Source organism: Acinetobacter sp. SH024, assembly GCF_000163635.1.
GTDB classification, from domain to species: Bacteria; Pseudomonadota; Gammaproteobacteria; order Pseudomonadales; family Moraxellaceae; genus Acinetobacter; species Acinetobacter pittii.
The window spans coordinates 1,055,605-1,076,631 of the sequence record NZ_GG753600.1; the positions used below are offsets into that span (position 1 = coordinate 1,055,605).

The 21,027-nt window shown below is 39.5% G+C and carries 24 protein-coding genes; 9 read left to right on the forward strand and 15 right to left on the reverse strand.

Translation table 11 applies throughout. The features are described 5' to 3' along the window. Nucleotides 1–220: 220 nt before the first annotated feature. The 3 genes from rlmH (at nucleotide 221) to HMPREF0013_RS10840 (ending at nucleotide 2,867) form a co-directional block, all read left to right on the forward strand. Nucleotides 221–700 (forward strand): 23S rRNA (pseudouridine(1915)-N(3))-methyltransferase RlmH, encoded by a 480-nt coding sequence (gene rlmH, locus HMPREF0013_RS10830; protein WP_002054393.1) that lies wholly within the window; start codon nucleotides 221–223, stop codon nucleotides 698–700. A gap of 112 nt (nucleotides 701–812) precedes the next feature. Continuing rightward, nucleotides 813–1,589 carry a DODA-type extradiol aromatic ring-opening family dioxygenase gene (locus tag HMPREF0013_RS10835; RefSeq protein ID WP_005802908.1) on the forward strand — a complete coding sequence of 259 codons (777 nt, stop codon included), beginning with the start codon at nucleotides 813–815 and terminating at the stop codon, nucleotides 1,587–1,589. Between the two features lie 168 nt (nucleotides 1,590–1,757). Next, nucleotides 1,758–2,867 carry an META and DUF4377 domain-containing protein gene (locus tag HMPREF0013_RS10840; RefSeq protein ID WP_005802909.1) on the forward strand — a complete coding sequence of 370 codons (1,110 nt, stop codon included), beginning with the start codon at nucleotides 1,758–1,760 and terminating at the stop codon, nucleotides 2,865–2,867. Nucleotides 2,868–2,919: 52 nt separating this feature from the next. On the opposite strand, the gene gdhA is transcribed toward HMPREF0013_RS10840, so the two are convergent. Further along, nucleotides 2,920–4,323: an NADP-specific glutamate dehydrogenase gene (gene gdhA, locus HMPREF0013_RS10845; protein ID WP_017398662.1), complete on the reverse strand. Its 1,404-nt coding sequence runs from the start codon at nucleotides 4,321–4,323 to the stop codon at nucleotides 2,920–2,922. Between the two features lie 272 nt (nucleotides 4,324–4,595). Between gdhA and HMPREF0013_RS10850 the strand changes: the two genes are divergently transcribed. Both HMPREF0013_RS10850 and nth read left to right on the forward strand, forming a co-directional pair. Continuing rightward, a complete protein-coding gene (locus tag HMPREF0013_RS10850) occupies nucleotides 4,596–5,387 on the forward strand; it encodes an RnfABCDGE type electron transport complex subunit B (RefSeq protein WP_005802914.1) in 792 nt (263 codons plus the stop codon). Further along, complete coding sequence (gene nth / locus HMPREF0013_RS10855) at nucleotides 5,388–6,077, forward strand: endonuclease III (protein WP_002117539.1); 690 nt, start codon at nucleotides 5,388–5,390, stop codon at nucleotides 6,075–6,077. It begins immediately after the preceding gene. Nucleotides 6,078–6,114: 37 nt separating this feature from the next. Here nth and HMPREF0013_RS24460 read toward each other — a convergent pair whose 3' ends face one another. The 4 genes from HMPREF0013_RS24460 to HMPREF0013_RS10870 form a co-directional block, all read right to left on the reverse strand. Continuing rightward, nucleotides 6,115–6,252, reverse strand: a complete 138-nt coding sequence (locus tag HMPREF0013_RS24460) for a hypothetical protein (protein WP_329618766.1) — start codon at nucleotides 6,250–6,252, stop codon at nucleotides 6,115–6,117. Between the two features lie 71 nt (nucleotides 6,253–6,323). Then, a complete protein-coding gene (gene adk / locus HMPREF0013_RS10860) occupies nucleotides 6,324–6,977 on the reverse strand; it encodes an adenylate kinase (RefSeq protein ID WP_002117671.1) in 654 nt (217 codons plus the stop codon). Between the two features lie 86 nt (nucleotides 6,978–7,063). Then, the gene (locus tag HMPREF0013_RS10865; RefSeq protein WP_005070566.1) at nucleotides 7,064–8,377 is read right to left on the reverse strand and encodes a membrane protein; all 1,314 of its coding nucleotides are present in this window, start codon (nucleotides 8,375–8,377) and stop codon (nucleotides 7,064–7,066) included. A 61-nt stretch (nucleotides 8,378–8,438) separates the two neighbouring features. Next, entirely contained in the window at nucleotides 8,439–8,957 is a 519-nt protein-coding gene (locus HMPREF0013_RS10870) for a hypothetical protein (protein ID WP_002117557.1), read from the reverse strand. A gap of 235 nt (nucleotides 8,958–9,192) precedes the next feature. Between HMPREF0013_RS10870 and mrdA the strand changes: the two genes are divergently transcribed. Further along, nucleotides 9,193–11,211, forward strand: a complete 2,019-nt coding sequence (mrdA, locus tag HMPREF0013_RS10875; protein ID WP_005802923.1) for a penicillin-binding protein 2 — start codon at nucleotides 9,193–9,195, stop codon at nucleotides 11,209–11,211. Beyond that, a complete protein-coding gene (gene rsmD / locus HMPREF0013_RS10880; RefSeq protein WP_005802925.1) occupies nucleotides 11,211–11,762 on the forward strand; it encodes a 16S rRNA (guanine(966)-N(2))-methyltransferase RsmD in 552 nt (183 codons plus the stop codon). Before mrdA ends, rsmD begins: the two co-directional genes overlap by 1 nt. A 41-nt stretch (nucleotides 11,763–11,803) precedes the next feature. Here the strand turns inward: rsmD and HMPREF0013_RS10885 are convergent, their stop codons facing one another. The 9 genes from HMPREF0013_RS10885 to HMPREF0013_RS10925 all read right to left on the reverse strand — a co-directional run bounded on the left by HMPREF0013_RS10885 (nucleotide 11,804) and on the right by HMPREF0013_RS10925 (nucleotide 17,998). Further along, entirely contained in the window at nucleotides 11,804–12,373 is a 570-nt protein-coding gene (locus tag HMPREF0013_RS10885) for a HupE/UreJ family protein (RefSeq protein WP_005802927.1), read from the reverse strand. Nucleotides 12,374–12,382: 9 nt separating this feature from the next. Further along, nucleotides 12,383–12,997, reverse strand: coding sequence for an urease accessory protein UreG (gene ureG, locus HMPREF0013_RS10890; protein WP_002117800.1), 615 nt, complete (start codon nucleotides 12,995–12,997; stop codon nucleotides 12,383–12,385). Between the two features lie 23 nt (nucleotides 12,998–13,020). Further along, nucleotides 13,021–13,686, reverse strand: a complete 666-nt coding sequence (locus tag HMPREF0013_RS10895) for an urease accessory protein UreF (RefSeq protein WP_005802929.1) — start codon at nucleotides 13,684–13,686, stop codon at nucleotides 13,021–13,023. Beyond that, nucleotides 13,673–14,155: an urease accessory protein UreE gene (gene ureE / locus HMPREF0013_RS10900; RefSeq protein ID WP_005802931.1), complete on the reverse strand. Its 483-nt coding sequence runs from the start codon at nucleotides 14,153–14,155 to the stop codon at nucleotides 13,673–13,675. Before ureE ends, HMPREF0013_RS10895 begins: the two co-directional genes overlap by 14 nt. Before the next feature lie 70 nt (nucleotides 14,156–14,225). After that, nucleotides 14,226–15,926, reverse strand: a complete 1,701-nt coding sequence (gene ureC / locus HMPREF0013_RS10905) for an urease subunit alpha (RefSeq protein WP_005802933.1) — start codon at nucleotides 15,924–15,926, stop codon at nucleotides 14,226–14,228. Nucleotides 15,927–15,938: 12 nt separating this feature from the next. Next, a complete protein-coding gene (locus tag HMPREF0013_RS10910) occupies nucleotides 15,939–16,397 on the reverse strand; it encodes a GNAT family N-acetyltransferase (protein ID WP_005802935.1) in 459 nt (152 codons plus the stop codon). Beyond that, complete coding sequence (locus HMPREF0013_RS10915) at nucleotides 16,387–16,707, reverse strand: urease subunit beta (RefSeq protein WP_005802937.1); 321 nt, start codon at nucleotides 16,705–16,707, stop codon at nucleotides 16,387–16,389. Before HMPREF0013_RS10915 ends, HMPREF0013_RS10910 begins: the two co-directional genes overlap by 11 nt. An 11-nt stretch (nucleotides 16,708–16,718) precedes the next feature. Continuing rightward, the gene (gene ureA / locus HMPREF0013_RS10920) at nucleotides 16,719–17,021 is read right to left on the reverse strand and encodes an urease subunit gamma (RefSeq protein ID WP_002117495.1); all 303 of its coding nucleotides are present in this window, start codon (nucleotides 17,019–17,021) and stop codon (nucleotides 16,719–16,721) included. Nucleotides 17,022–17,122: 101 nt separating this feature from the next. Beyond that, nucleotides 17,123–17,998 (reverse strand): urease accessory protein UreD, encoded by an 876-nt coding sequence (locus HMPREF0013_RS10925; protein ID WP_005802940.1) that lies wholly within the window; start codon nucleotides 17,996–17,998, stop codon nucleotides 17,123–17,125. A gap of 201 nt (nucleotides 17,999–18,199) precedes the next feature. Here HMPREF0013_RS10925 and HMPREF0013_RS10930 point away from each other — a divergent pair, with 201 nt between their 5' ends. Further along, the gene (locus HMPREF0013_RS10930; protein WP_005070594.1) at nucleotides 18,200–18,523 is read left to right on the forward strand and encodes a hypothetical protein; all 324 of its coding nucleotides are present in this window, start codon (nucleotides 18,200–18,202) and stop codon (nucleotides 18,521–18,523) included. 187 nt (nucleotides 18,524–18,710) lie between these two features. Continuing rightward, nucleotides 18,711–19,181, forward strand: a complete 471-nt coding sequence (locus HMPREF0013_RS10935; protein ID WP_005075493.1) for a copper resistance protein NlpE — start codon at nucleotides 18,711–18,713, stop codon at nucleotides 19,179–19,181. 55 nt (nucleotides 19,182–19,236) lie between these two features. On the opposite strand, the gene HMPREF0013_RS10940 is transcribed toward HMPREF0013_RS10935, so the two are convergent. Next, nucleotides 19,237–20,841, reverse strand: a complete 1,605-nt coding sequence (locus HMPREF0013_RS10940) for an isocitrate lyase (protein ID WP_002117581.1) — start codon at nucleotides 20,839–20,841, stop codon at nucleotides 19,237–19,239. Between the last annotated feature and the right edge of the window lie 186 nt (nucleotides 20,842–21,027).

Here is a 21,027-nt window from a genome sequence, read left to right on the forward strand (position 1 = left end):
GGTAATAAGAGTATTTAAATAAATGAGTACTCTTAACTATCTAATTCTTAGATAGCCTTGTTTTTATTCTCTATGATCATCTGAACTCCAGACAGATGATCATTTGATCGCAGTCCAACACTGTTTTTTGGACTGCGTTTTTTATGCCAGCTTTTTAGATCGTCAGATACTTTCATTCATCAGGTATAATGCGCCAGCTGTATTTGAATGAATAGATAACATGAAAATTCGTATTCTGACCATTGGTCAAAAAATGCCTGCTTGGGTTCTTACTGGTTTTGAAGATTATTTCAAACGCATCCAACCTTTTGTTCAAACCCAAGTTATTGAACTACCTATGGCCAAACGTGGTAAGAATGATTCAGAAGCGGATATTTTAAAGTATTGCCAAATTGAAGGCGAAAGTATTTTAAATGCTTTAAAACCGAATGAAACCTTAATTGCTCTTGAAGTTGGTGGTCGGGAACTAAGTACAGAAAAATTAGCTGATACAATGAAACAATGGATGCTTGAGGGTAATGATGTAGCACTTGCGATTGGCGGTCCAGATGGTTTGTCAGATCAGGTACGTAAAGCTGCCGCTTGGCATTGGTCACTTTCAAAACTTACGATGCCCCATCCGTTGGTACGTGTTTTATTAATCGAGCAACTATATCGGGCCATGAGTATTAATCACAATCATCCTTATCACCGTGCATAAAAGGAACAAACGTTTCATTTTAAGAACAATCCGTTGAAATCTGGATACTTTTAACATGTCCTGATTTTGGCATAATGACTATTATTCTGCTTTTCAACTCAGGTGTAATGAAATGGAACTACAAACCCTTCCTGGACTGTTTATTTCCCATGGCTCGCCCATGCTTGCACTTGATCCAGAACAAGTGGGACCTGCTCTACACCGTTTAGGCACAAATCTTCCTATACCTAAGGCAATCATTGTGATGTCTGCGCACTGGGAAAGTAAAGCACTTGAAGTGAGCATTTCGACTCGTCCTGAAACATGGCATGACTTCCGTGGATTTCCTAAAGAGTTATATGAAATTCGCTACAGTGCGCCTGGCGAACCAGCATTAGCAGAAGAAATCTTAAAATTATTGGCCGATGCTCACTTTGTTGCACATGCCAATAATACCCGTCCTCGTGATCATGGCGTATGGATGCCTTTATTGCATATGTACCCAGATGCAGACATTCCTGTAGTCGAAATTTCTTTGCCATCAAATTTAAGTGCACAAGAAATTTATCGTATAGGACAAACGCTTACCCCTTTACGTGATAAACAAATCTTACTCATTGGTTCAGGAAGTATTACTCATAATCTTGCAGAGTTATCTTGGCAAGGAGACAACTCTAAAGTTCCTGAATGGGCTTCAACTTTTAGAAATACTGTCGTTAATAAGCTTTCCCATCAAGATTATGATGGAGTTTTAGACTGGCAATCACTGCCGTTTGTGAAACGCAACCACCCTACGCTTGAACATTTTGCACCTTTGTTTTTTGCTATGGGTACAGGCAATCGCTTTACGATTGTTCATAGTAGCTTCACAATGGGCTCATTAGGAATGGACATCTATCGTTTTGATTAATTATTAAGAAATACCCCGTTTTGCGGGGTATACCATTATTTTTGTTGAAAATTAGAATAATTTACAAACTTATACATTTTAAAAACCGAAACAATCAAATGTTTACATTTTCTTTTTTTAAGAATGTTTTAAGCTTATTACTGTTGTTTTTTTACTTGAAGTTTTTAAATGAAAATTAAATATTTAATTCTTGCGTTATTACCTTTTTCTTTGATGGCGTGTCAAACAGTTACTAATACTCCTGCTCCAATTGTTTCTGAGCAACAACAAAACCTTGCAACCACTTTAGGTGAATATGCATGGACTTATCAAAATGTAAAAGCTTCTAAACCACTTATTCTTAACTTTAATGCAGATGGTAAATTAGCCATTAATACGGGCTGTAATGGCCAAGGCGGTACTTGGAAAGTTGAAGGCAACCAACTTGTTACTTCTAATCTTGTTTCAACGATGATGGCTTGCCAAGATGATTTAATGAAACAAGAACAACTTTCTACTAGCATCTTTAATGAAGCAAAATTACCAATTGAAATTAGCAACACTAATGGTCAGGTGATTTTAACGGTGACAGATAAAACTGGTCAAAAACACATTTTCCAAGGTCAAAAAGCAGTTAATACTCAAGCTTTAACAGATTACTCTTGGTCATATCAGCCTGAAAATACTAAAAAGCCAATCGTTCTTAACTTTACAAATGATCGTTTATCTATCGCAACAGGTTGTAACCGCCAAGGAACAACTTGGAAAGTTGAAAATAATACGATTGTAACAGCTGACGTAATGTCGACAATGATGGCATGTGAACCTGCTTTAATGAAACAGGAACAGTTCTCTAGCAGCCTCTTCCAAAAACGTGCAGTTCCGTTTGAACTCAATACTACAAATGTTGATCAACCAACATTGACAGTATCTGATGCTCAAGGTCAGAAATATACTTTCACTGGTAAAATGACACCTGAAGCAAAATATCAATCTGAAGGAAAAACAGTTTTCCTAGAAGTTGCTCCAGAAACTAAATCTTGTACTGGTGTTGCGCCACAAACTTGTATGCAAGTTCGTGAAATTAAATATGATGACAAAGGTGTTAAAACTTACGCTGACAAAAACTGGTCATTATATTACGGTCAAATCGAAGGGTTTGAACATAAACCGGACCAACGCGTAATTTTGCGTGTAAAACGTTTTGAAGTGAAAAACCCAGCTGCAGACCAATCTAGTCAAGCAGATGTATTAGATATGGTTGTAGAACAAGAGTTAGTTAAAAAACCTAAAAAATAAGTTTTTAGACTAAAAAATCCGATGCTTATGCATCGGATTTTTTATTTCTATCTTAGAAAATACCTTGAGCAAGCATTGCATCAGCAACTTTTACAAAACCTGCAATATTGGCACCGTCTACATAGTTCACACTACCGTCTTCTTTAGTACCATATCTTACACAGTTGGCATGAATGTCTTTCATAATTGCATGTAAACGTTCATCGACCTCAGCATGGGTCCAGCCTAAACGAATTGCATTTTGAGACATTTCTAAACCAGAAGTTGCCACACCACCCGCATTAGATGCTTTACCTGGCGCATACAAAATTTTAGCTTCAATAAAATGTTCAACTGCTTCAAGTGTAGATGGCATATTAGCGCCTTCAGCTACACAAATGACACCGTTAGAAATAAGTGTTTTAGCGTCCTCACCTGTTAATTCATTTTGCGTAGCACATGGCAAAGCAATATCGACAGGAATATGCCAAGGCGTTTTTCCTTCAAAATATTCAAAACCATGTTTAGAAGCAAACTCGGAAATACGACCACGTTTAACGTTTTTTAGTTCCATTACTTCAGCAAGTAACTCATCTGTAAAACCATTTTTTAAATAAACTGTGCCGTTTGAGTCCGACAAGGTAACAACCTTTGCTCCTAAGAACATTGCTTTTTCCGCCGCATATTGTGCGACGTTACCAGAACCTGAAACAGAAACAGTTTTACCAGCAAAAGATTGTCCACGGGCTTTAAGCATTTCTTCTGCAAAATAAACCGTACCATAACCAGTTGCTTCAGGACGCATTAAGCTACCACCAAATGAAATTCCCTTACCGGTAAAGACACAAGCGGTGTCATTACTCAGCTTTTTCATCATACCTGCCATATAACCAACTTCACGCGCACCCACACCAATGTCACCCGCAGGAATATCCGTATTTGGCCCTAAATGGCGATAAAGCTCAATCATGAGTGCCTGACAGAATCGCATAATTTCAGCATCAGATTTACCTTTAGGATCAAAATCTGAACCACCTTTCCCGCCACCCATTGGTAAAGTAGTAAGTGAGTTTTTAAAAGTCTGCTCAAAACCTAAAAATTTTAAAATTGATAGATTGACCGACGGATGGAAACGCATTCCACCTTTGAATGGACCAATTGCTGAATTGTATTGAACGCGGAAAGCACGGTTAACTTGAGTCTGGCCTTGATCATCCATCCATGAAACACGGAATTGAATCACACGCTCTGGTTCAACCAAACGTTCTAGTAATCCCTGCTCTGCATATTCCGGATTTTTTTCAATAAATGGCCACAAACTCGTCATGACTTCTTCGACAGCTTGCAAGAACTCAGGTTGATGCGGATCACGCGCTTGCACGTAATTCAGGAATTCATTCAGGTTGTTGTATTTCAATGCACGGTCCTCAGCATAGTAATGAATTAAATTGGTGCAATACATTTTTAAATGCATCATTTAGCAGCAAAATATTAAATCCCTTTCCATCAATTTTAACAATACTTATTTTAAATTATTTTATTTATCTTAATTATCAAAAACTTATTTTTAGAAAAACTACTTAAAAATAAGAAATAGTCATTTATCTTTTCATTTTTATTGATCTATTATTGTGCAATATTAGCTACATTTTAGGTCAATCAAAAAGCCAATAAATTCGTTAAAATCCATTGACCTTACTTAGGTTTTTCTTCATTATCGCATCGTTTTAACCAAGCTATTTGCCCACTATGAATTCATCTATTTCTCTCATACGCGAGATTGATGCGTTATTACCACAGACTCAGTGTGGTTTATGTGGACATCGTGATGGATGTCTACCCTACGCAAAGTCGATTGCTGAAGGTGAAGAAGCAAATAAATGCGTTCCAGGTGGACAGCCTGTAGCCGATGCACTCGCAAATCTATTAAATCGTCCTGTGTTAACCGCTGAAACTAGTGTATGGCCTGTGCAGGTCGATGGGCGCCCTCAGCGAATGAAGGCGATTATTCGGGAAGATGAATGTATTGGTTGTACCAAATGTATTAGTGCTTGCCCTGTAGATGCTATTATTGGAAGTGGTAAGCTCATGCATACCATCTTGACTGACTTATGTACAGGTTGTGAGTTATGTATTCCACCTTGTCCGGTAGATTGCATTGATTTGGTCGAAGACACGCAAGCATTACCAAATGAGCAACAGCGTATTGCTGAACAAAATGATTTAAGACAACGTTATTACGCTCACATTCAGCGCGAAGAAAAACGTCGTACTCACCGTAAAGGGCCTGTAGTACGTGCTGAAATTGATACCCAACTGTTTGCCCAGTTCTCTCAGGCACTTGATGAAGTACCTTCAATTGAGCTCATCGAGAAACCCAAAGAAGTTGTGTCAACTGATGCAAAAACTACAATTGAGTTAGCGAAAATTCGTACGCAAATTAAGAAACTGGAAAAACAACTCAGTGTACGTGAAGATGCTAAAAAACGTCTTCAACTTGAAGAACTTCAACAGCAACTCATGCAATTACAGGAGGTCTGAATGGCCGTCAAGAATATGACGAAAAAGCAGATTCAAATTTTCTTTGAACGCCTTCGCGAACAACGACCTTCACCTCAAACCGAGTTAAAATATTCATCTCCATTTGAGCTACTTATTGCAGTTATGTTGTCAGCTCAAGCGACCGACGTAAGTGTTAATAAAGCAACTGATAAACTCTACCCTGTGGCGAATACAGCTGAAAAAATCTATAACTTAGGCGTAGATGGGTTAAAGGAATATATCAAGACAATTGGTCTCTATAACGCAAAAGCCGAAAATGTCATCAAGACCTGTAAGATTTTAATGGAACAATTTAACGGCGAAGTTCCAAGCAACAGAAAAGATTTAGAAGCTTTACCAGGTGTCGGGCGTAAAACAGCCAATGTTGTTTTAAATACAGCTTTTGGACAACCAACTATGGCTGTCGATACCCATATTTTCCGAGTGGGTAATCGAACTGGCTTAGCCGTAGGTAAAAATGTACTTGAAGTTGAGCACCGCTTAATTAAAGTCATTCCCAAAGAATTTATTTTAGATTCACATCACTGGCTCATATTACACGGTCGTTATTGTTGTATCGCCCGTAAACCTAAATGTGCAGAATGTGTTGTTGCAGATGTCTGTAACTGGCCTGATCGCTTTGAATTTGGCGCACAAAAGCAAATTGCCATTAAAAATATTGAAGCTTAAAAATATGGTTGGGTATAGGGATCATACCCAATCAAACTTACTTTAGACGTTTTTTTTCATTACGCTCTTCTTTTACTTGTTTTTGAACCTGTCTTAGCATTTTGTAGCTTTGAAAAGCCAAAAATATTACTAGTGCCAGACTCAGCAATACCACCAAAATCAATATGATTTTCATATTGTTCTCCTGCACCTAATGAAAGAAATGAGCCCTCACAAAGAGGGCTCATTATCACAAACAATATTAAATTATTTGTCTAAGATGTTGAACAAATCTTTTTGTACATCTTCAATTGTACGCAAGCCATCAAGCTTGTCATAAGTTGGAGCATTTTCACCAGAAGCAGCACGGCCTTGATAGAAACCAACCAATTGCTCAGTTTCAGTGTGATAAGACGCTAAACGCTTACGGATTGTTTCTTCTTGGTCATCTGGACGTTGAACAAGATCTTCACCAGTTTCATCATCTTTGCCTTCCACTTTAGGTGGATTGTATACAGTGTGATAAACACGGCCAGAAGCTGGATGCTGACGACGACCAGAAAGACGTTTTACGATTTCTTCATCAGGAACATCAATTTCAATCACGTGATCAATGCTAATCCCTTCTTTTTCCAGAGCTTCAGCTTGTGGAATAGTACGTGGGAAACCATCGAAAATGCAGCCATTTGCACAGTCAGGTTGAGCAATACGTTCTTTTACTAAACCGATAATAAGTTCATCTGAAACCAAACCACCAGATTCCATTACACTTTTAGCTTTTAGACCTAATTCAGTACCTTCACGAATCGCAGCACGGAGCATATCACCGGTTGAAATTTGTGGGACATTGTAGCGCTTACAGATCAACTGAGCCTGAGTCCCTTTGCCTGCTCCAGGTGGTCCGAGTAAAATAATGCGCATAAAAAACATCCTCATTTAAAACAATGAATATGAAGTCCGGCAGAAAAAGTCTCGTTAATCTTCAATAGATCCTGCCTGACATCGAATTATAAGAAAGCCACAAACAAATGTATTGTACCAGCAATAAATCCGGTTACCCCACCTAGTACAATAAGAATCCACTCATCCTCCTGAAATGCAGGACGTAATAAATTCTGAAATTCTTTTGGTGTAAGTTCACGAATACGCTCTTTAAACATTTGAAAAATCTTCTGTGCCCGGCTTGCGTTCAGTGCTGGGTCACATACGGGTCCCATCGTAATTTCAATTGAACGATCAATCAAGTCCGTCTTTAATCTTGCGTACTCTCTTGGCCCTAAAGAAAGCTGTAAAGAGGTGCGAACTAACGGAGTTTCCATGATTTCGTTAATATGACGCTTAACAATGCGGCGCGTTTTATCTTTACGCGGCCCATACATCATTTCGGTCATAATCGATTTTAACGTGATCAAATCTTCTGTGACTACGCTCGAAAATACATCAGAGACTTCCTCTTGACGCTTCATAAAAGCGCCTTGGACATTATAAGTCCCAATTCGAAGAACTGGTACAATCCATGGAAACTTACGATCTTTTGTTAATCTAAAAATCTGTGGATAACGAATATAATGCGGCTCAATTGGGTTAAATACCATCCAGATTGCGATCCAGTTAGTTAAAAAGCCCCAAATTGCAGCCCAAAATGGTACTGTCCAGTGCCATGGTACTACAAACCAAACCACCATTTGGAAAATACCAAAGAACATGCCAATCAGTGCACTAATATGCCAAATAAAGTTAATTTCTTTTTGACCTACCTTTAAGAACATACGTACCATTAAACGGCGATCACCTTCCATCTGGCTCACGACCATTTCACGCATGTTAACCAGTGACTCTACATTCATGGTCAGCTCAGTCACTAATTCTTTTAGCACACCCGGCAATTGCTTATGTGCTTGAGCATAAATACGGCGTTTAATTGAATAAGGTAGATTTTCCCAAAGCACAGCATTACGATCGATCATGACTTCATCAATAAGATGTTCAAGTTCAAAACCGACTTGTTCACCAATAATACGGGCCATATCTTCAGGATCCATTGCTTCTAAAAATTCACGCAATGAACCCAATTTAGATAAAGTGTTATCGGTAATAATCCCAGAGATACGTCCTGCTTTACGTGGCACAATACCTTGCCAACCTACTGGCAAGGGTCCTAAATGGAATCCCCAAAATTTAATTGGGTAAAATACCATTTTTAAAGCCATCCACACATGTGCCCATGTGACAAAAGCCGTTACAGGAATAATACTCAAAACGGCCCAAAAATCAGGTCTGTGTAAAAAGGTCTGCCACAATCCACTGACGTACTCTAACATGTAAGACTCTCGTATTTATTTGTGCTCTGCTTATGGCGAGTTAACGATAAACTGCTTTGTTTTATAAACCAAAACTTAGAGAATAAGAAAATTGAATTTGTGGTTTCGTATCTGCAGCAACATTTCCGTTCTGGTCGGTTAATTTTTCAGCCGCACCGATACCCACACTAAAAGTGCTAATTCTTTCTGAATTTAACCACACATAGGCTAAATCAACACCCGCACCTAAACGGGATTTAAAATCACCATCGACCTCTTTACTATCAAGATGACCAGCATAGAAACCGATATAGTAACCATTTTTGTCTGTGCCAGTAAGATAATAAGGGTATCGGAAGCCAACTTGACCACCAGCGGTTTTGTCACCATTCAAAAATGCACCGGCTTTGGCATAGGCAATACCATACGGATTTACCCACTCACCGTTAAGATGTAATAATTTTTGAGTAACGCCTGCACCCACATTCCAGGTAGATGCATTATGTCCTGCTAATTTTGCTTCCGGAAGAAACGAGTAGTCTTGAGCATGGGCCCAACTACTTACTGTCAAAACTGCAAGTAAGGGATAAATTTTTCTCATTATTTTCTCCATTTTCCCTAATCGTATGGTGAGAACAACCCTATTCTATTGAATGAGAGACTTTAACAGAATTATTTTGCTTCTTATATACAAGTATCTACAATTTTGTTGTCTGCAAAGTCAAAAAGTATCTTATTAAAATGCAATGAAACTTTGAAAATTGTGCAATATTTTAAGCGCTCTTGCGTTAGAATAAGCAGCTATTTTTCTACCCTATGTCATTAAGTCGATCCTTATGAAACAGCACTTTCCTTTAAAAGATATCCAGCAAGAAAAGCGCATTTATCGAGGTCGTATCTTTTTTGCCGTAGGGATCGTGACCATCTGCTTATTAGTCTTAATTAGCAGATACGCTTACCTGCAAATTTTTCACTACGACGAATTCTCGACTGCATCTGACAAAAACCGAATTCGCTTACAACCACTTCCGCCTGCTCGTGGTTATATCTATGACCGAAACGGTGTATTACTAGCAGATAACTATCCTGTTTTTACAGCAACTTTAAGTAAAACAGATGTAGAAGATGTTGATAGTGTCATTGAGCAATTACAGCCTATTTTAGATTTAACACAAGAAGATATTGACCGTTTTAAAAGCCGTATAAAAACTGCCCGTAAAACTGAACGCGTCGCGATTAAACTTAATCTAACTGAAGCCAATATTGCTAAATTTAGTGAAGCCAAATATAAGTTTCCGGGTGTTAGAATCGAGACACAAATGACTCGCTATTATCCACACGGTGAGTTATTTGCTCATGTGATTGGCTATGTCGGCCGTATTAACGACAAAGAATTAAAAAGTATTGATAAAGACTTATATGCTGGGACGAACCTAATTGGAAAGATTGGTGTTGAAAAAAGCTATGAAGACCTATTGCACGGAACACCCGGTTATGAATCTGTTGAAGCAGATGCGCATAGTAATGTATTACGTCATTTAGGTCGTAAAGACCCTACTCGCGGTAATGACCTCTATTTATCTTTAGATTACGGTTTACAAGTTGTCGCTTCTCAGCAGCTCGCAGGTCGTCGTGGAGCTATTGTCGCTATTGATCCTCGTACAGGTGAAATTCTAGCTTTAGTGTCTAGCCCAAGTTTTAACCCTAATTTGTTTGTGACTGGAATTAGTCATACTGACTACAGTTCACTACGTGACAATTTAGACCAACCTCTTTATAACCGTGCTGTGCAGGGTGTATATCCCCCTGGTTCTACCATTAAACCAATGGAAGCAATGGGTGGCCTACACTACGGTATTGTAGACTGGTCAACGGCAATTTCTGACCCTGGTTATTTCCATCTACCAGGTGATTCACATAAGTTCCGTGACTGGAAAAAATCTGGTCATGGCATCGTGAACATGCATAAAGCCATCATTATGTCATGTGATACCTATTTTTATATTCTTGCCCATCAAATGGGTATTGATCAAATGAACCAATGGATGCGCCAATTTGGATTTGGTCAAAAAACAGGTGTCGATTTACCAAGTGAAAGTGAAGGCCTTTATCCAAGTCCTGAATGGAAAATGCGTACGCGTAAAGCGAAATGGATGAAGGGTGAAACTATTTCTGTCAGTATTGGTCAAGGCGCGTTTACAGCCACTCCATTACAGCTTGCGATGGCAACAGCAATTACGGCAAATCATGGTTCTCATGTAACGCCTCATGTTTTACGCGCAACGCATGGTGCAAAACCATTTACGGTACGTAATGCGCCTGATGGCAAAATCAAATTCAACGGCACGGATGAAGACTGGATTCAAATGCGTGATGCCATGATTGATGTAATTCAATCAGGTACTGGCCGCGGTATTCGTACTCCCCTCTACCAAATTGCAGGGAAAACAGGTACAGCACAGGTTAAGAGTATTGCACAGGGTAAACGCTATAACGAAGCAGCCTTGAGTGAACGTCAACTTGACCATGGTTTATTCGTTGGATTTGCCCCTGCTGAAAAACCTGAAATTGCGATTGCAGTCATTTGGGAAAATGGTCGTCATGGTGGTTCAGCTGCTCAACTTGCAAGACCTGTCTTTGATTACTGGCTATTAACTCGTAAGAAAAACCCGATTCGTCCAGCAAATCACCAAGTCAATGGCGGGTTAATGACAGCAGGTATTAAACCAGGTGAACTTCCAAGCGGCGGTGAAAGTTCTGGTCCAGCATCGGCTACAGCTACCACCAACAAACCAGCAGCATCAACACCGCAAGCTGCTCCTGCTCGTCCTGCTACCAATGAGGCCGATGAATAATGAAAAATCAATTACGTATAATTGGCGGCGAATGGAAAAGACGAGTACTGCCTTTCGCTAGCATTGATGGCTTACGCCCAACCCCAGATAGAGTACGCGAAACTCTATTTAACTGGCTCATGTGGGATATTCAAAATGCTCAAGTTCTCGACATCTGTACAGGCTCTGGTGCATTAGGTTTTGAGGCTCTGTCACGTGGTGCTGCATCTGTTTATATGATTGAGCCTGACAAAACTCAGGCACGATTTTTAAAAGATAATATTGAACTATTAAAAGCCCAAAACTGTCATCTAATTAATGCAACGGCTCAACAAGCTCTACCCCGCTTAAAAGAACAGTTCGATGTGGTTTTTTTAGATCCACCCTATAGTCTTAATTTATGGCATGAGCTCTCGAACTTGGCCGAGACTCATATTAAAAAAAATGGGTATATTTACGTTGAAGCTGACCGAGATTTATCTCAGCTTCATCTTCCAGCCACATGGCAACAAGTTAAAACCACTAAAGCTGGTACAGTTCACGCGGGGCTTTACCAGAAAGTAAACGAATAAAAAAGGTAGCTCAAAGCTACCTTTTTTTTGCAAGGTTTTAGTTAGCTTAAGCCAATCACTGCAACAACTGCTGCACAGGCGCCAACAATTTTTTTGCCATATGGCACATATCGGGTAAGCACAGCACCCAACACCAATCCACCCAAATAGATGAGCGCCATACCAGCAACCATACCAGTTACTAATGCAACAATATGCCCCGCGTGCGCTAACTCAACACCATGAGCCATACCATGGAAACTTGCAAGCAAAGCCGCAGCAATTGGTAGAACTTTATTTGATTTTGTCCATAGAGCAATTGCTGTAATAACTAAAGAAGCAACAATGCCGTATTCAGCTATATTAACTGGTACCAAACCTTGAGCACCTATTAAAAAGCCTACAATTAAGGTAGTACTTAAGGCAATGACTCCAGCAATTTTCCACTGTTTAGCAGCTGACCACAACAAGACACCAAAACCTAAAGCCATGACTAAATGATCTAGACCGGTAAACGGATGAATAAAGCCTGCCATAAAACCAGAATGTGCATGGTCATGTCCCGGATGGGCCATTGCAAGAGCCGGCAATAATGAAAGGAGCGCTACACTCCATTTTTTCATGAAGTCCATAATCTCTCCTTAAGCTTTAAACAGCCCTTGTTTCTCAATAAATTGGATAATTTCTTCAAGACCATCTTGTGTTTTCATGTTTGAAAATAAGAATGGCTTTTCTCCGCGCATGCGTTTCGCATCTTGGTCCATTACATCAAGGTTTGCACCTACCATTGGCGCAAGGTCAGTTTTATTAATAATGAGTAAATCTGACTTGGTAATACCCGGCCCACCTTTACGAGGAATTTTTTCACCACCAGCTACATCAATCACATATAGAGTTAAATCAGAAAGTTCAGGACTAAATGTCGCTGCCAAATTATCCCCACCGCTTTCAATGATAATAAGTTCTAAGCCTTCGAATTTTTCACACAAATCATCAATTGCAGCCAAGTTAATTGAAGCATCTTCACGAATTGCGGTATGCGGGCAACCACCAGTTTCTACCCCCACAATACGATCTGGTGACATCGCCTCATTACGGGTTAAGAAGTTTGAATCTTCTTTGGTGTAAATATCATTTGTCACCACAGCCATATTGTATTTATTACGCAAGGCTAAACATAAATTAAGTGTAAGTGCTGTTTTACCCGAACCCACTGGTCCGCCAATTCCAACTCGTAATGGACTACGCTCTGTCATGATTTTTATCCTTTTTCCTAAACTTAAGATCTGAATAACCGTGAATATTGTGTTTCGTGTTTCATGCTCAGCATGGCATAACGAGGTAAAGCGCTGCTCAATTGCTCGTCATTAAGCTTCAAAGCTTTCTCTACCGCTTGTGGTACTAAACCATGTAAGTGCCATAAAATTCTTTGCCCAGCCATCTGTCCTAAAGGAACAGTTTTTACTGCAGCTAAAACCTGATTTTCTAAAACAGTGAAGGTATAAGCCGTAAGTACATCCATCTCGTTGAGTTCGAGTCGGCCACAAAGCTGTGCATAGACTGGTACGAAACCAAACTGCTTTTTAACCTCAACTGTTTTTTTTAAAACATCTTTAATCCACGCATTTAAAGAAAATGCCAGCTGTTGAGATTCTGCCAAAAGTTCTTTACTTTCTCGGCTTGCCTTATACAAATTTGCCCAAACCAGAAACTGTTCTGAGTCATCATGATGCTGCATGAGACGCTTTAATACGGGCAACTCAAACCGTACTAACAGCATTTCAAGAACTTCTTCAAAGTAAGCAATTGCTGAGGTTTCGTCATGTATTAGGCCAATATCAATTGCCGTTTCCACCCCTTGTGAATAACAATACGCCCCAACTGGCAATGCCGTAGAAGACAGTGTCAGCAGTTGCAGTAATTGCGCGGCACTATGAATGGACATGATGTAAAGCTTTGATTGGGCTTAAACGATGATCATGACTATGCTGCGCATAAGCACCACTTTCAGGTTCAAACGGATGATCAGTTTCTGAAACTGTAAGTCCTAAACCTTCTACCATTTCTGCAAGCACATGATCAGGCTCAAAATACAAAGCTGCAGGGGTCAACATTAACGGTACATGTCTATTACCTAAGTGATAGGCAGCTTTAAGTAAATCAAAATCGGTTTGAGAAGTGACTTGCATTAATCGCTCAGGCTTGGCATCAACACGTAATACATCGCCCTCTTGCGTTGCAATATATGAACCACTACGCAAAATGCCAGTACGCGGTAAATCCGCACCAATATCGATGCCACTCGCTAAAGCCGCTCGAAAGCGGGATTTTTGGCGGGTATCAAAAGTCAGTTCAACCGTTTCAAATGCCTGATCAGGAGAAATATCTTCAAGTCGTTGGGTGTAAATTTTCATTTAGCTTCTCTCTCCTTATTTATTTCTTTCATATCTAGAGTAATGAGACATATCATCTCTATAAAATTCATCAAAATAAGAAATAACGCTGAGCCATTGGTAATGTGTCTGCAGGTTCACACGTTAATAATTCACCATCAGCCCGCACCTCGTAAGTTTCAGGATGAACATGCATGACTGGACAATATGTGTTGTGCTTCATATCGGCTTTAGTAATTGCACGCGTGTTTTTACATGGGCTAATTAACTTTTTAAGATTTAGTTTCTCAGCAACTTTTTCATCAATTGCCACTTGAGATAAAAAGGTAATACAGGTGTTATGTACACCACGCGGATAGGCACCAAACATTGGGCGATAATGCACGGGTTGAGGTGTCGGAATTGAAGCATTAATGTCACCCATCGGTGCCGCTGCAATCATGCCACCTTTAATAATCATGGAAGGTTTTACACCAAAAAATGCAGGCTTCCATAACACTAAATCAGCAAGTTTTCCAACTTCAATCGAACCAATTTCATGGCTTAAACCATGGGTAATGGCTGGGTTAATTGTATATTTGGCAATGTAGCGTTTAACGCGATTGTTATCATGAAACTCATTATCACCCTCTAAAGGACCACGTTGAATTTTCATTTTATGAGCAGTTTGCCAAGTACGTATAATTACTTCACCCACACGACCCATCGCCTGAGAGTCAGAGGACATCATGGCAATTGCGCCTAAGTCTTGCAAAATATCTTCAGCGGCAATAGTTTCACGGCGAATACGGCTTTCTGCAAAAGCAATATCTTCAGCAATTGCTGGGTCTAAATGGTGGCAAACCATGAGCATGTCTAAATGCTCATCAATGGTATTAATCGTATAAGGACGTGTTGGATTAGTTGAAGATGGCAACACATTACTTTGTCCAATTGCCTTTAAAATGTCAGGTGCATGCCCACCACCCGCGCCTTCGGTATGGTACGTATGAATCGTGCGATCTTTAAATGCAGCTAGAGTCTCTTCTAAAAACCCACCTTCATTTAAAGTATCTGTATGAATTGCAACCTGCACATCAAACTCATCTGCCACACTCAAGCAGTTATCAATGGCTGCTGGTGTTGAACCCCAATCTTCATGCAGCTTTAAACCAATTACCCCAGCTTTAATTTGCTCTCGAATTGGGGCTGGCAAACTCAAATTACCTTTGCCTAACAGTCCAATGTTCATAGGTAAATCATCAATGGCTTGCAACATGGTCGCAATATGCCAAGGCCCTGGAGTCACTGTCGTTGCCGAAGTACCTGCCGCAGGTCCCGTACCACCACCCACCATTGTTGTTGTCCCCGACATTAGTGCCGTTTCAACTTGCTGTGGGCAAATCCAGTGAATGTGAGTATCAATACCACCTGCCGTTAAAATTTGGCCTTCACCCGCAATCACTTCTGTTGCAGCACCTAAAGGAATAGTAATGTCAGGTTGAATATCAGGATTTCCAGCTTTCCCTATTTTCCAAATTCGACCATTTTTTAAGCCAACATCAGCTTTTACAATCCCCCACCAATCGACAATCAAAGCATTGGTAATCACAGTGTCGGCAACTTCATCAGCTAAAAGTTGAGATTGCCCCATTCCATCACGAATAACTTTGCCACCGCCAAACTTAACTTCTTCACCATAAGTCGTTAGATCTTGCTCAACCTCAATAAAAAGCTCTGTATCAGCCAAGCGAATACGATCACCAACCGTTGGACCAAACATTTCAGCATATGCACGACGTGACATTTTCATATGATTAGTTCCTTATTTTTCTGATGGCAAAGCATAATATTTTGTCATCGGGATAAACCGGATTCCCCATTTTTCAGCAGCATCACCACTTACAATAAAACCAAATTTTTCATAGACATCTTGAGCATAAAAACTTGAATTTACCGTAATTTTCTCAACGTCTATATTTTCATTTTTAATTTTTTCTTCTATGAAATCCCAAAGCTGTCGCCCTAGACCTAGTTTCAAATGCATTTTTTTAATAAAAAAATGCATTAAATGTGAGGGTTCCATATAAGCGACTATACCCACGATCTGTTGATCAATCTCTCCAACAAAATAATGAATATCTTCTCGATCAAAAATTGTTTGTATGACTTCTGGTTTAAAGCGTGAGCGCCCTTCTTCATTTGCAATCACTTGATCTACATATGGAGCGATTATGGCAACGATAGTATCTGTGTCATCTTTCATTGCTTTTCTAATCAACATTTTCATCCAAACGCCCCATGACTCGACCAGCAAAACCATATACTTCTCGCTTACCCGCTAAAGCAACAAGCTCCACTTCCCGACTTTGTCCCGGTTCAAAACGTATTGCTGTGCCTGCAGCGATATTTAATCGAAAGCCTTTCGCTGTTTCTCGGTCAAACTGTAGTGCATCATTTGCTTCATAAAAATGAAAATGAGAACCCACCTGAATAGGTCGATCACCAATATTAGCAACTACAATTTTTAAAGTTTGTCGCCCAACATTCAGCTCAATGTCTGCATCTGGAGTAATGATTTCACCAGGGATCATAAACGCTCCTTTTATACGATTGGCTGATGAACAGTGACTAACTTCGAGCCATCAGGAAAAGTTGCTTCGACCTGAACCTCAGCAATCATTTCTGGCACACCATCCATCACATCTTCGCGCTTTAATAAAGTTGTTCCGTAATGCATCAAGTCACTCACCGTCATACCGTCCCGTGCCCCTTCAAGCAAAGCAGCAGAAATAAAAGCGATAGCTTCCGGATAATTTAGCTTTAAGCCACGAGCTTTACGGCGCTCAGCGACTAGCCCTGCGGTAAAAATAAGTAATTTATCTTTTTCTGTTGGATTGAGTTCCATATCTCTTTCCTAAATAGCATCTAACTTTCTTTAAGCAAAATACGTGCTCAAAAGCAGCATACTTGTTTTAATCGTTTTTTAAATACGCAATTTAACGTAACTTAGGTTCTCCAAATTCTCGGAAATTCTTCATATAAATCAAACCAATAACGTCTTAATCTTGCTCTTATTGCCGCAAATGCATCATGGCAATGTCGGACATCATTTCCCAAGAAACGCGCACAAACCACATCATCTAATAATGTTAAAGTTACAGGTGCTTGCATACGCATTATCAATTCGCGAATGAGTTCGAGCTGTTGTTCCAAATAAAATGAAGACCGATATTTCTCAGGTGCTACGGCCCAAAAACTTCCCATTACTGCTTGATTATTCATACCTAAACACGAACTAAGCCAACGGTCTTCACCCTCAAAAAACAATGTATCTGCAACCAATAATTTTTGTTCTCGCCACAACTTAAACTGGTTGTGATAACTTCCCTGCACAAAACGTTCAGCGCGTGCCTGCCGCCCGAGTACCAACATATCCCAGCCAATAAAACTGGCAGCATGGTCAAGATGAATATGAGTTTCTGAGTGTGCTAGAGCTCCGTCAAACAGCATCGTTTCTTGTGGAACCCACTCCAAAATAGACTGATCTCGCACATGAAGATGAATATGCTGAAAGGCTTGCTTTCCATTGGTTTTATACCACTTTCCCGCACCAGGAGTCGTTACAACCGCATGAGCTTGATCTTTGGTTTCGATTTGAAAAGTAAGATGATCTCCTCCTGCGATTCCTGCTGGAGGATGTACAATAATCGCATGACATACGCCTGTTTTTTCAGGCCAGAGCATTTTTTGCACCCTTACAGGGCCATGGTGCTTTCTATGACTCATTATGGTGCGCGAATTTTCAAAACAAAATCCGAGCTCTAATCGCGCATACCAAAATGGTGCTAAAGAGTTTTTTGAAAACGTTTGTACCTGATTCATTCTGGTTCATATGTTCAAAATAAGTGCTTAAAGCTATAAGCAAAATACGCACCAAATATAAAAATAAGCAAAATGATAAAATTAGATACAATTTTTTGATTTTAATGAGTTAAAAAACAATCAATGTCTAACATAAAACCACAGTAACTTATGGAATTATTTATACAATAGCGCCCACCGTTGCTTCCATACTTGCTCTCCATGAAACTTTTTTTCGTGTTAACGCCACTTGTCTTTTTAACTGGGTGTATTTTTGGCCAATCTAGTGAGGTCAAACGTGCAGAAAAAATTCTCCATAATTTTGAATGTAAAAATGTTGAGACAAGTCAGATTGCAACAAGTTCAATTAATTCTTACTACCAACAGTCTTTAGCGGTAAGCAAAGAAAAGGCGACTTCATATGTAGAGAGTTATAAAAATGGTGAAGAGTTATTTGACATGCCGCTAGATGAAGTTTTAAAGCAACAATATCAACTTTATAAATCAGCTTGTGATTCTTTAGGTGGGGTTTCTTCTCAACCTTAATATATAGAGGTATTCGCTAATTTTTTAGTGGATACTTTTTTTTAATTTTATATCTTTCTTTTTTGATTAAATTTTACTCAATTTACCTTTTGTTAAAATTAAATTACATACTTAAACTTTTATTAGGCTCTTATATTTCATAGCCTGTTTACTTGTTTTTTATTTATTTTCCGAGGTTTAGATCATCATGAAAAAAACATTATTATCAGTAGCACTCTTAAGTATCCTTCTTGCCGCTTGTAGCAAAAATGAAAATAAAGCCGACACGACAACTCAAGCATCTGCTCCAGCACAAACCACTGAAGCCAATAATAATGCTGTAGATACCGCGCACACAGCTGAAAACTCACTCGATTGGGACGGCACATATAAAGGCACTCTTCCATGCGCAGACTGTGAAGGTATTAAAACCGAATTAGAACTTAAAGATGATAAAACCTACGAGCTAACCGAAACTTATCTTGGTAAAGGTGACACCAACCCATTTGAAACCCATGGTACCTTTACTTTCGACAAAGATAATACTTCAGTTATTACGTTAGATGATAAAGGCCAAAATCGTAAATTCTTTATTGGTGAAAATACTGCAACTGCTTTAGATATGGAAGGTAAAAAAGTTGAAGGCTCTTTAGCTGAACACTATGTTTTGAAAAAATAATTTTTAATAATTAAAAAACCCGCTCATTTGAGCGGGTTTTTTTATGAATCAATTCTTAGTGAGCTGCGAATTGGTTCATTGTGTTTTTAGCATCGTCATGTGCTTTAAGAGCGTTATCACCAGAGAAGATTTCTTTGTGATCATCACCGATGTCAGAACCCGCCATTGCTTGGTGTTTAACACAAGCGATACCACCGCGGATTTCTTTACGTTGTACACCAGCAACATAAGCCAACATACCTTCAGAACCGAAGTAACCTTGTGCAAGCTCATGAGTAGAAAGAGCAGCAGTATGGTAAGTCGGAAGTGTGATCAAGTGATGGAACACACCCGCTTCACGAGAAGCATCTGCTTGGAAAGTACGGATCTTGTCATCAGCATCAGCAGCTAATTCAGTGTTGTCATATTCAGCACTCATTAATTTAGCGCGGTCATATGCAGAAACGTCTTTACCTTCAGCAACCCAACGGTCGTAAGCTTGTTGACGGAAGTTTAAAGTCCAGTTGAATGATGGGCTGTTGTTATAAACAAGCTTAGCATTTGGAACAACTTCTTTAACACGGTTAACCATGTGTGCGATTTCTTCTACGTTTGGAGTCGCAGTTTCGATCCAAAGAAGGTCAGCACCATTTTGTAAGCTAGACACACAGTCAAGTACAACACGGTCAATTTGAGTGTCAGCACGGAACTGATATAAGCCAGAAGGTAAACGCTTAGGACGGTGTAATTTACCATCACGCTTGATTAAGATTTCATCTTCTTGAGCATCAGCAATGTCAATTTCTTGAGTATCTAAGTAGCTGATGTATTGAGAAGCGATGTCACCTGGCTCTTTAACCACTGGGATTTTTTGAGTCAAGTCAGCGCCTTCAGAGTCAGTACGCGCAACAATGATACCTTCTTCAAGACCCATTTCTAAGAATGCATAACGTAATGCATGGATCTTAGCGATGAAGTCTTCGTGTGGAACAGTTACTTTACCAGCTTGGTGACCACATTGTTTAGCATCAGAAACTTGGTTTTCGATTTGAAGCGCACAAGCACCAGCTTCGATCATTTTCTTAGCAAGTAAGTAAGTTGCTTCTTCGTTACCGAAACCAGCATCGATGTCCGCAATAATTGGCACAACGTGAGTTTCAAAGTTGTCGATTTGAGCTGTGATTTCAGCTGCTTTAGCAGTATCACCAGCTTCTTGTGCTTTTTTAAGCGCACGGAATAAATCGTTTAATTCTTTTGCGTCAGCTTGACGTAAGAAAGTATAGATTTCTTCGATCAATGCAGGAACAGAAGTTTTTTCGTGCATAGATTGGTCAGGAAGTGGACCAAATTCAGAACGAAGAGCAGCAACCATCCAACCAGAAAGGTAGATATAACGTTTGCTTGTAGTACCGAAATATTTTTTGTTCGCAATCATTTTTTGTTGTGCGATGAAACCATGCCAGCAACCTAATGATTGAGTGTATTTGCTTGAGTCAGCATCGTATTCAGCCATATCACGACGCATAATCGCAGCTGTATACTTAGCAATATCTAAACCAGTTTTGAAACGGTTTTGAAGTTGCATACGAGCAGCATCTTCTGGGCTAATGTCTGCCCAAGTATTGCCGAATTTTGCTTTTAATTGACGTACTGCATCAATCGCTGTTTGATATGTAGTCATGATATTGTCCTGTATTCATTTTAGGATTTCATCGATTGAAGCCTAGAGTCACGTTACTTAAATTTCTTATGACACCAGCTGCTTCCTCATGAACACAGCTTAGACTTAGCCAATCAATTAATCCAATATCCTTTGTTAATCTTCAGTATTTATTTAAAAAATATACCAATAAATCGATATTATAGA

Bases quoted from the DNA above. Each gene is read 5' to 3' on its own strand.
- rlmH (WP_002054393.1), top strand. From the start codon at position 221: ATGAAAATTCGTATTCTGACCATTGGTCAAAAAATGCCTGCTTGGGTT.
- HMPREF0013_RS10835 (WP_005802908.1), top strand. From the start codon at position 813: ATGGAACTACAAACCCTTCCTGGACTGTTTATTTCCCATGGCTCGCCC.
- HMPREF0013_RS10840 (WP_005802909.1), top strand. From the start codon at position 1,758: ATGAAAATTAAATATTTAATTCTTGCGTTATTACCTTTTTCTTTGATG.
- gdhA (WP_017398662.1), bottom strand. From the start codon at position 4,323: ATGATGCATTTAAAAATGTATTGCACCAATTTAATTCATTACTATGCT.
- HMPREF0013_RS10850 (WP_005802914.1), top strand. From the start codon at position 4,596: ATGAATTCATCTATTTCTCTCATACGCGAGATTGATGCGTTATTACCA.
- nth (WP_002117539.1), top strand. From the start codon at position 5,388: ATGGCCGTCAAGAATATGACGAAAAAGCAGATTCAAATTTTCTTTGAA.
- HMPREF0013_RS24460 (WP_329618766.1), bottom strand. From the start codon at position 6,252: ATGAAAATCATATTGATTTTGGTGGTATTGCTGAGTCTGGCACTAGTA.
- adk (WP_002117671.1), bottom strand. From the start codon at position 6,977: ATGCGCATTATTTTACTCGGACCACCTGGAGCAGGCAAAGGGACTCAG.
- HMPREF0013_RS10865 (WP_005070566.1), bottom strand. From the start codon at position 8,377: ATGTTAGAGTACGTCAGTGGATTGTGGCAGACCTTTTTACACAGACCT.
- HMPREF0013_RS10870 (WP_002117557.1), bottom strand. From the start codon at position 8,957: ATGAGAAAAATTTATCCCTTACTTGCAGTTTTGACAGTAAGTAGTTGG.
- mrdA (WP_005802923.1), top strand. From the start codon at position 9,193: ATGAAACAGCACTTTCCTTTAAAAGATATCCAGCAAGAAAAGCGCATT.
- rsmD (WP_005802925.1), top strand. From the start codon at position 11,211: ATGAAAAATCAATTACGTATAATTGGCGGCGAATGGAAAAGACGAGTA.
- HMPREF0013_RS10885 (WP_005802927.1), bottom strand. From the start codon at position 12,373: ATGGACTTCATGAAAAAATGGAGTGTAGCGCTCCTTTCATTATTGCCG.
- ureG (WP_002117800.1), bottom strand. From the start codon at position 12,997: ATGACAGAGCGTAGTCCATTACGAGTTGGAATTGGCGGACCAGTGGGT.
- HMPREF0013_RS10895 (WP_005802929.1), bottom strand. From the start codon at position 13,686: ATGTCCATTCATAGTGCCGCGCAATTACTGCAACTGCTGACACTGTCT.
- ureE (WP_005802931.1), bottom strand. From the start codon at position 14,155: ATGAAAATTTACACCCAACGACTTGAAGATATTTCTCCTGATCAGGCA.
- ureC (WP_005802933.1), bottom strand. From the start codon at position 15,926: ATGAAAATGTCACGTCGTGCATATGCTGAAATGTTTGGTCCAACGGTT.
- HMPREF0013_RS10910 (WP_005802935.1), bottom strand. From the start codon at position 16,397: ATGTTGATTAGAAAAGCAATGAAAGATGACACAGATACTATCGTTGCC.
- HMPREF0013_RS10915 (WP_005802937.1), bottom strand. From the start codon at position 16,707: ATGATCCCTGGTGAAATCATTACTCCAGATGCAGACATTGAGCTGAAT.
- ureA (WP_002117495.1), bottom strand. From the start codon at position 17,021: ATGGAACTCAATCCAACAGAAAAAGATAAATTACTTATTTTTACCGCA.
- HMPREF0013_RS10925 (WP_005802940.1), bottom strand. From the start codon at position 17,998: ATGAATCAGGTACAAACGTTTTCAAAAAACTCTTTAGCACCATTTTGG.
- HMPREF0013_RS10930 (WP_005070594.1), top strand. From the start codon at position 18,200: ATGAAACTTTTTTTCGTGTTAACGCCACTTGTCTTTTTAACTGGGTGT.
- HMPREF0013_RS10935 (WP_005075493.1), top strand. From the start codon at position 18,711: ATGAAAAAAACATTATTATCAGTAGCACTCTTAAGTATCCTTCTTGCC.
- HMPREF0013_RS10940 (WP_002117581.1), bottom strand. From the start codon at position 20,841: ATGACTACATATCAAACAGCGATTGATGCAGTACGTCAATTAAAAGCA.